The sequence below is a fragment of the Candidatus Thermoplasmatota archaeon genome (assembly GCA_029907305.1).
Classification (GTDB): domain Archaea; phylum Thermoplasmatota; class E2; order DHVEG-1; family DHVEG-1; genus JARYMC01.
The window spans coordinates 1-8,181 of sequence record JARYMC010000069.1; the positions used below are offsets into that span (position 1 = coordinate 1).

At 36.2% G+C, this 8,181-nt stretch carries 7 protein-coding genes; 5 read left to right on the forward strand and 2 right to left on the reverse strand.

The features are described from left to right. Together QHH19_05730 and QHH19_05735 are read right to left on the reverse strand one after the other, a co-directional pair. The coding region (locus QHH19_05730; protein MDH7517826.1) for a hypothetical protein at positions 1-141 on the reverse strand (141 nt) is incomplete at its 3' end. A gap of 21 nt (positions 142-162) precedes the next feature. Beyond that, the gene (locus QHH19_05735) at positions 163-2,100 is read right to left on the reverse strand and encodes an aconitate hydratase (GenBank protein MDH7517827.1); all 1,938 of its coding nucleotides are present in this window, start codon (positions 2,098-2,100) and stop codon (positions 163-165) included. Between the two features lie 207 nt (positions 2,101-2,307). Here QHH19_05735 and QHH19_05740 point away from each other — a divergent pair, with 207 nt between their 5' ends. From QHH19_05740 to QHH19_05760, 5 genes are all read left to right on the forward strand, one after another. Next, positions 2,308-3,357, forward strand: a complete 1,050-nt coding sequence (locus QHH19_05740; GenBank protein MDH7517828.1) for a helix-turn-helix domain-containing protein — start codon at positions 2,308-2,310, stop codon at positions 3,355-3,357. A 172-nt stretch (positions 3,358-3,529) separates the two neighbouring features. Next, positions 3,530-5,476 carry an acetate--CoA ligase gene (gene acs, locus QHH19_05745; protein MDH7517829.1) on the forward strand — a complete coding sequence of 649 codons (1,947 nt, stop codon included), beginning with the start codon at positions 3,530-3,532 and terminating at the stop codon, positions 5,474-5,476. A 74-nt stretch (positions 5,477-5,550) separates the two neighbouring features. Continuing rightward, positions 5,551-6,411, forward strand: a complete 861-nt coding sequence (locus QHH19_05750; GenBank protein ID MDH7517830.1) for a fumarate hydratase — start codon at positions 5,551-5,553, stop codon at positions 6,409-6,411. After that, complete coding sequence (locus tag QHH19_05755; GenBank protein MDH7517831.1) at positions 6,411-6,977, forward strand: FumA C-terminus/TtdB family hydratase beta subunit; 567 nt, start codon at positions 6,411-6,413, stop codon at positions 6,975-6,977. The genes QHH19_05750 and QHH19_05755 overlap by 1 nt, the downstream gene beginning before the upstream one ends. Before the next feature lie 6 nt (positions 6,978-6,983). Continuing rightward, a complete protein-coding gene (locus QHH19_05760) occupies positions 6,984-7,808 on the forward strand; it encodes an NAD+ synthase (protein MDH7517832.1) in 825 nt (274 codons plus the stop codon). Positions 7,809-8,181: the final 373 nt, after the last annotated feature.

Genomic DNA, 8,181 nt, shown 5'->3' on the forward strand with positions numbered 1-8,181 from the left:
ATCATAATACTCCAGTTTCATATCTATATATGGAAAAAGTAATTTTTCCTTTACCATTTTCCACATTACTCTTGTCATTTCATCTCCATCTATTTCAACAATAGTGTTTTTAACCTTTATTTTTCCATGTTGTTTTTTCATCTAGTTCCTCTCCTAAAACTTTTATTTTATGTAGTTGAGTGTGCCTCCAGCAAGCAAAATTTGTTTCTCTCTCTCAGAAAGATCATACTCAACTTCGAATGTCTTATTTTTCGTTTTATCTTTTACAGTTAATGGTTTACCATTTTTCAGAAGCGTGGGAATATTTGTTATCTCAATTTCATCATTTTGATCTACAACATTGTAATCATTCTCGTTTTTGAATCTCAATGGTATAATCCCAAAGTTGACAAGGTTTGCTTTATGTATCCGCTCCATTGACTTTGCAATTACTGCTTTTACACCAAGGTACATTGGGCATATTGCTGCATGCTCACGCGAGGATCCCTGCCCATAGCTAACACCACCTACAATTATGTTGAATTTTCCAGTTTCTTTAATTTGTTTGGCGCGTTCATGGAACTTAGGATCAATAATTTCAAATACAAACTCTGAGTATTTTGGAACATTTGATCTGTATTTCATCCTAGCACCAGCAGGTATTATATGATCTGTTGTGATTTTGTCACCCACCTTGATTGTGACAACCCCCTCTATGTTCTCAGGCATAGGGGTGCTTTTCGGGGGTTCACCTATGTTTGGGCCTCTATAGATTTTAATGTTTTTACCATCTTCTGGTGGTAGTATAAACATACTGTCATCAATGTAATATTTCTTTGGCATAGAAACAGAAGGATAATTTATTCCCATTTTTTCTAGATCTCTTGGGTCAGTGATTTTTCCAGTAATCACTGCCGCAGCCGCTGTTTCAGGACTAACAAGATAAACCTGTGCATCTTTTGTTCCAGATCTACCCTCAAAATTTCTGTTGCTTGTCCGCAATGATATAGCCCCTGTCTTTGGTGACTGACTGTTCCCTATGCAAAAACCGCATGCAGACTCAGCAATTCTCGCTCCAGCAGAGATAAGATCAAAAAGCCCGCCGTCTCTATCTATATTTTCTATCACTTGTTTCGACCCTGGTGCAACAACAAAACTAACATTTTGATGAACCTTTTTCCCCTTCAATATACGAGCGACTTTCATTAGATCAGCATATGATGAGTTCGTACAACTTCCAATACAAACCTGATCAACATCTAGTCCCTCTATCTCACGAACCTTCTTTATATTCCCAGGGCTATGAGGTATTGCTGCAAGTGGTTCTAACTCACTTAAATTAATTTCAACAACGCGATCATATTCTGCATCCTCATCAGCTTTTAGTTCAACCCAATCTTTTTCTCTACCTTGGGCTTTTAGAAATTGTTTTGTTATCTCATCACTTGGAAATATCGATGTTGTTACCCCACACTCTGCCCCCATATTTGTTATGGTCGCTCTTTCAGGAACAGATAATGTTTTTACTCCATCGCCAGCATATTCAAAAACACAACCTACATTACCTTTTGTAGTAAATATTTCTAGAACTTTAAGAATAACATCTTTTGCAGTCACCCATGGCCGTAATTTCCCCGTCAGATTTATCTTTATTACTTTAGGATATGATAGATAAAATAACCCTCCGGCCATTGCAACTGCGACATCTAAACCTCCTGCGCCAATGGCAATCATTCCTATTCCGCCACAGGTTGGCGTATGCGAATCTGAGCCTAGTAATGTTTTTCCAGGTTTACCAAACCTCTCAAGATGTACTTGATGACAGATACCATTACCTGCGCGTGAATAAATTATACCATATTTTGCTGCAACAGTTTGTAAATATTTATGGTCATCAGCATTTTCAAAACCAACTTGAATCGTATTATGATCGACATAACTAACAGACAGTTCTGTTTTAACCCTTGGAACTCCCATTGCTTCAAATTGAAGATATGCCATTGTACCAGTTGCATCCTGCGTCAAGGTTTGATCAATTTTTATTCCAACTTCTTTTCCTTTTTCAGGTTTTCCTTCTACAATATGTTTAGAGAGTATTTTTTCAGTTATCGTCATTCCCATAAATTTTTTCCTCCCATTTTCAACTGAAAACTGAATATTAATTTATTATATAAACCTTTTTAATTTGTTTTACATATAGACAATTAACATTAAACAAAAATGTTATTTTGATAAATATTATGTTTGAAATGAACTTTTTTACAATTTTAAATATATATATTGTATAAATGAGAAAACTTATATATCCAATTATTCCATTATTGGATTATGAAAAAAACACTACTTACAAAGAACGAAGAGAAAGTCCTTTGCGGACTAATAATGCATCCTGAAAAAAACGATAGCAAACTATCATCACAGATAAACGTAAAACTATCAACACTCACATCAATAAAAAAAAGACTACATGACCAGGGTTTCTTCCGCAAACTAAACGTACCAATGCTAAACCGCTTAGGTTGCGAACTATTAGCTGTCATATATGCGCAATTTAACCCTGTTATACCACTTGAAGAAAGAGTGCAGGCAACGAAAAAAACGATAGAGATTTTTGATGAACTTATTTTTTCAGTTGGTGAACAAGAAAAAGGTTTTTCCATAAATCTATCTAAAAACTACACGAACATAGGTAGAATAAATGAGGTAAGAACAGAAACTTTCGGTAAATTAGGTCTGCTTGAAAAAGAATATCCAAACGAAGCGATATTTCCTTTTGAAACAAGTCACATAACAAGATTTTTTGATTTTTCCAGAGTTCTTAACAAATTTTTTTCTTTAGATAATTCAAAAGAATTTTCAAAAGATTGGTTTAATGATATAAGCCAAACAGAGCTTACAAACAAAGAAAAAGAAGTATACGCTGCAATTATCAAACACCCTGATGCTACAACACAGCAAATAGGTGATATAGTTGGTCTTTCTCGGCATACCGTATCTAGGATGAAAAAACAATTTTTTGAAAATGACTTGATGAGAGAAATTGTTGTGCCGGATCTTAAAAAATTAGGTTTTGAGATACTGGTTTTTTATCATATAAAATTTAATCCTAACAAAGCACCAAGTGAGAGTAATATATCTTACCTCGACTCATCTTCCACTATATTTTTGGCTAGTAGAAAATTTGAAAGTGTTATAATATCAGCATATCCAACTTATCAAGAATACAAGCAGGATGAGATGAATAAAATCAGATTTTTAAAGGAGAATAATCTAATAACACATACTCCTTTTATTGGGACCTATGCTTTTGAGCACATGGTTGTTATAAAGGATTTTGATTTTGCACCCATTGTTAAAAAAACGTTCAATTTTAAATGATTTTTCACCCTATTTTTAAAGATGTATGAAAAAATACTTATACTGAAATTCTATTCCCGGCAATGCCCGATAATAGATATGTTAACTTGAATGACTGTTGATACAAAGTCGTTCTAAAAAACTGAGAATAAAAGTTAGCATGATTGTATTAGGGAGGACAGAAAATATGGCTATGTCAGATGAAGAAACAATTCAAGTTTTTAAACCAAGCAAAGAAATTAGTTCAAAAGCCTATGTTAAAAGCATGGAAGAATATCAAAAAATATATAATGATTCAATAAAAAACCCGGATAAATTTTGGGGAAAGATAGCCGAAGAATATGTCTCTTGGTACAAGAAGTGGAAAAAAGTCAGAGATTACAATTTTACCACTGCCAATATAAAATGGTTCGAGGGAGCTAAACTAAACGTTAGCTACAACTGTCTTGACAGACATGTTGAAAATGGTCATGGCAATGATCTTGCTCTCATTTGGGAGGGTAATGAACCATCTGAGATTAAAAAATATACATACAAACAATTACTTGATGAAGTACAAAAATTTGCAAATGTACTGAAATCAAATGGTATCAAAAAAGGTGACCGTGTTTGTATTTATCTCCAGATGATACCTGAGCTGCCAATAGCTATGCTTGCTTGTGCTCGCATAGGTGCTATTCACTCTGTTGTTTTTGGTGGTTTCTCTGCTGAGTCTCTTCGTGATAGAATAAATGATTCAAGTTGTAAAATGCTTATTACACAGGATGCTGGTGTTAGAGGACCTAAATCTCTTCCGATGAAGGCTACTGCTGATCAGGCTCTTCAACATTGCCCATCAATTGAGTCTGTTATTGTTGTAAAACGTATCGGTGAAAATGTTAACATGACCAGTAAAGATTATTGGTGGCATGAAGAAATGAAAAAAGCAAAACCAACTTGTCCACCTGAGCACATGGATGCTGAGGATCCATTGTTTATTTTGTATACCTCTGGTTCAACTGGTAAACCAAAAGGTGTTCTTCATACAACAGGTGGTTACCTTGTTTATGCTGCTTTTACCCATAAATACATTTTTGATTACCATGAGGGTGATATCTACTGGTGCACGGCAGATATAGGTTGGGTTACAGGTCATACTTACATAGTTTATGGTCCCTTAACTAACAAAGCTATCAGCCTAATGTTTGAGGGAGTACCAAACTACCCTGATTGGGGTAGATTCTGGGCTGTTGTTGAAAAACACAAGGTGAATATTTTCTACACAGCCCCGACTGCTCTTAGAACACTTATGAAAGAGGGTGACCAATGGGTCAAACAACATGACCTAAGCTCTTTGAGGATACTAGGTTCTGTTGGTGAGCCAATAAAAGCTAAAGAATGGCTATGGTATTATAATCTGGTTGGTGGCGGACGCTGCCCAATTGTTGACACCTGGTGGCAGACCGAAACCGGAGGGATACTTATTACACCATTACCTGGAGCCACACCTTTGAAACCTGGTTCTGCAACATTCCCATTCTTTGGCATTGAGCCAGCTATAATGGATGACTCAGGTAAAGAACTAAAAGGCAATGGTGTATCTGGTAACTTGGTGATTAAAGCAGCTTGGCCTGGTATTATGAGAACAGTTTTTGGTGACCATGAACGTTTCAGGAAAACGTATTTCACTGTTTATCCAAACTTTTTCTTCACTGGTGATGGTTGTTTGAGAGACGAGGATGGTTACTACTGGATAACCGGTAGAGTTGACGATATTATCAACGTATCAGGACACAGGATAGGAACCGCTGAGGTGGAAGGAGCCTTGGGTAAACATCCGAAGGTTGCTGAGGCAGCAGTAGTAGGTTTCCCACATGAAATCAAAGGACAAGGCATATACGCATATGTTACTTTGAAAACAGGTGAGAGATACGATGATAACCTTACAAAAGAGCTTATTCAGCTGGTTAGGAAAGAAATAGGCCCACATGCTACACCTGATAAGATCCAGTATGCTGAGGGTTTACCAAAGACCCGTTCTGGTAAAATCATGAGGCGTATACTACGTAAAATCGCTGATGGTAACGTTGACCAAATCGGTGATACTAGCACACTCGCAGATCCATCTATTATTGATAACTTAGTTAAAAACAGAAAATAAACTCTTATCAACTCTTTTTTCCTTTTTTTGAGCAAAATACTTTTCTGTAGTAATCTATACCTGTATTGGGAAACATGGATTTCGACAAGATTAAATTAGGTGTTGTTGAGCTTATAAAAAAAGCTGAGGTCGAGCTTCCAGATGATGTCATCGTTGCTTTGAAAAAAGCTTACAAATCAGAAGAAGGTTTAGCTAAAATCCAACTTAAAAATATTCTTGATAATATAAACATCGCTAAAAAAACTGGTAGGCCTCTATGCCAGGATACAGGTGTTCAGACTTTTTTTATAAAAGCAGGTGTTGATTTTCCAAAAGTTGGTTATTTGAAAACTGTTATCACAGATGCTGTTAGAATTGCTACTGAAAAAGTGCCTCTCAGGCCAAATACAGTCGATCCATTCACCAAGTTCAATCACACTGATAATGTTGGTGATTACATACCTGCTATCACCTGGGATTTTACTGATGGAAGCGATGTTTTTATCACAGCTATCCCGAAGGGTGCTGGTAGTGAAAATATGAGCAAGCTTGTTATGCTCCGTCCTGGTGCTGGACTTGAGGGAATAAAGGATTTCGTCGTTAATGAAATAATTAATGCAGGTGGTAACCCTTGTCCTCCTACTGTTATCGGTGTTGGTATCGGTGGTGGTGCTGATTTGGCTATGAAACTTGGTAAGACTGCTTTGCTTAGACCTGTTGGTGTTCGCCACCATGATAAGAAGATTGCTGATTTTGAAAGAGAATTAATTAAAAATATTAATGATACAGGCATTGGCCCTATGGGTATAGGTGGCAAAACTACTGTTTTGGATGTTCATGTTGAAAAGGCTCCTCGCCACCCTGCTAGTTTACCTGTTGGTCTTGTTGTTCAATGTTGGGCTGATCGTCGTGCTACAATGATTATTCATAGTAATGGTAGTTGGGAGGTTAAATAGTGGCTAAATACAATCTTAATATTCCCCTTAAAAAATCTGATGTTGAAAAACTATGTGTTGGTGACGTTATCTTTGTTTCAGGTGATGTATTTACCGCTCGTGATACCGCTCATAAAATAATGCTTGAAAAAGATGTTTTTCAGATCCCTTTTGATCCTAGTACCATGGGTCTTTATCATTGTGGCCCTTTAATGAGAAAATCAAAAGATAGTTGGGAGGTTGTTTCTGCTGGTCCAACTACCAGTGATCGTATGGATATGTTTGAGGATAGTTTTATCGATAAATTTGGTGTTAATCTTATCATAGGCAAGGGGTCTATGGGGAATAAAACCAAAAAAGCATTACAAAAATATATATGCGTATATACTTTGTATACTGGTGGTGCCGGTGCCCTAGCAGCAGACAAAATTCAAGAAGTAAAAAATGTTTACTGGTTAAAAGAACTAGGAATGACCGAGGCGGTTTGGATATTCAAAGTAAAAAACTTTGGCCCACTGGTTGTAGCAATAGACTCACATGGAAAATCGATATATGACCAAGTAAAAAACAAAATTAAAAGAGGCTGATTTGATTTGGATGTTGACCTTTCAATAAACCCTGAAGAAACATCCGTTATAATAAAAGATTTCATAAAAACCTATGTAAACAACTCTGGTTGCAAAGGTGTTGTTGTTGGTTTGTCAGGTGGTGTAGACTCTGCTGTTGTAGCTCTTTTATGTAAACAAGCCTTAGGCAAAAATAAAACAAGGTGTGTTTTTTTACCAGATGAATCAACACCAAACATTGATAATAAACACCTCGAACTTTTAGTAAAAAAACTTGATTTATCATGCAAAAAAATAGATATAACACCTGTTGTAAAAGAAATAAATAAACACTCTGTTATCAAACCAGACAGACTAGCGCTCGCTAACATAAAGGCTAGAACAAGAATGATTTTTCTTTTTGAATACGCAAATATGACTAAAAGCCTAGTTTGTGGCACCTCAAACAAATCAGAATTACTAGTTGGTTATTTCACAAAATATGGAGATGGTGGTGTAGACATTCAACCAATCGGTGACCTATATAAAACACAGGTTTGGGAGCTTGCAAAATATTTGAAAATACCAGGAGTTATTATTTCTAAAAAACCCACCGCAGGTTTATGGAAAGGACAAACTGATGAAGCCGAGTTAGGCCTACGTTATAGGGATCTAGATAAGATATTGTTTTGTCTTGAGCGGAAAATGGATGTTGCTGAAATAGCTAGGGCTCTAGATTTTAAGAAATCGTTTGTCGAAAAAGTAAAAAACATGAGGGTTAAAAGCCATCATAAACGCCATTCACCTTTAATCCCTAAGATTGGCCTTAGAACCCCTGGTTATGATTGGCGTTCACCCATCCAAGAAGGATAAATAAATCAGGTGCTCTTGCTTTATCATACTTTTAATAGAGACAAATAAGGGGAAAGAAGGGAGGTAAGTGTGTGATTAATTTTTACAAATTAATCGTAACTTTTTTGGGAAAATCCTCTTTTTCCCCTCTTTATAATGTATCAATTTTCATTTTTTAAATTTTATGTTTTCTTTAACATTTTGTGAGCGAGAAATACCCAGACTTTACCATGGGGGTGAATCGCGCTATTTTTCTTCTAACAAACATTTTTACTTCTGGGCAGGCGCACCCGCCAGAGCGGAGCCATAGAACACCTGCCCCAGGACGTGAAAAAAATTTTATGGATTTAGTTAGCGGTAGCCATAGCGTTGGCCAGAATTTGTACCACCTTGA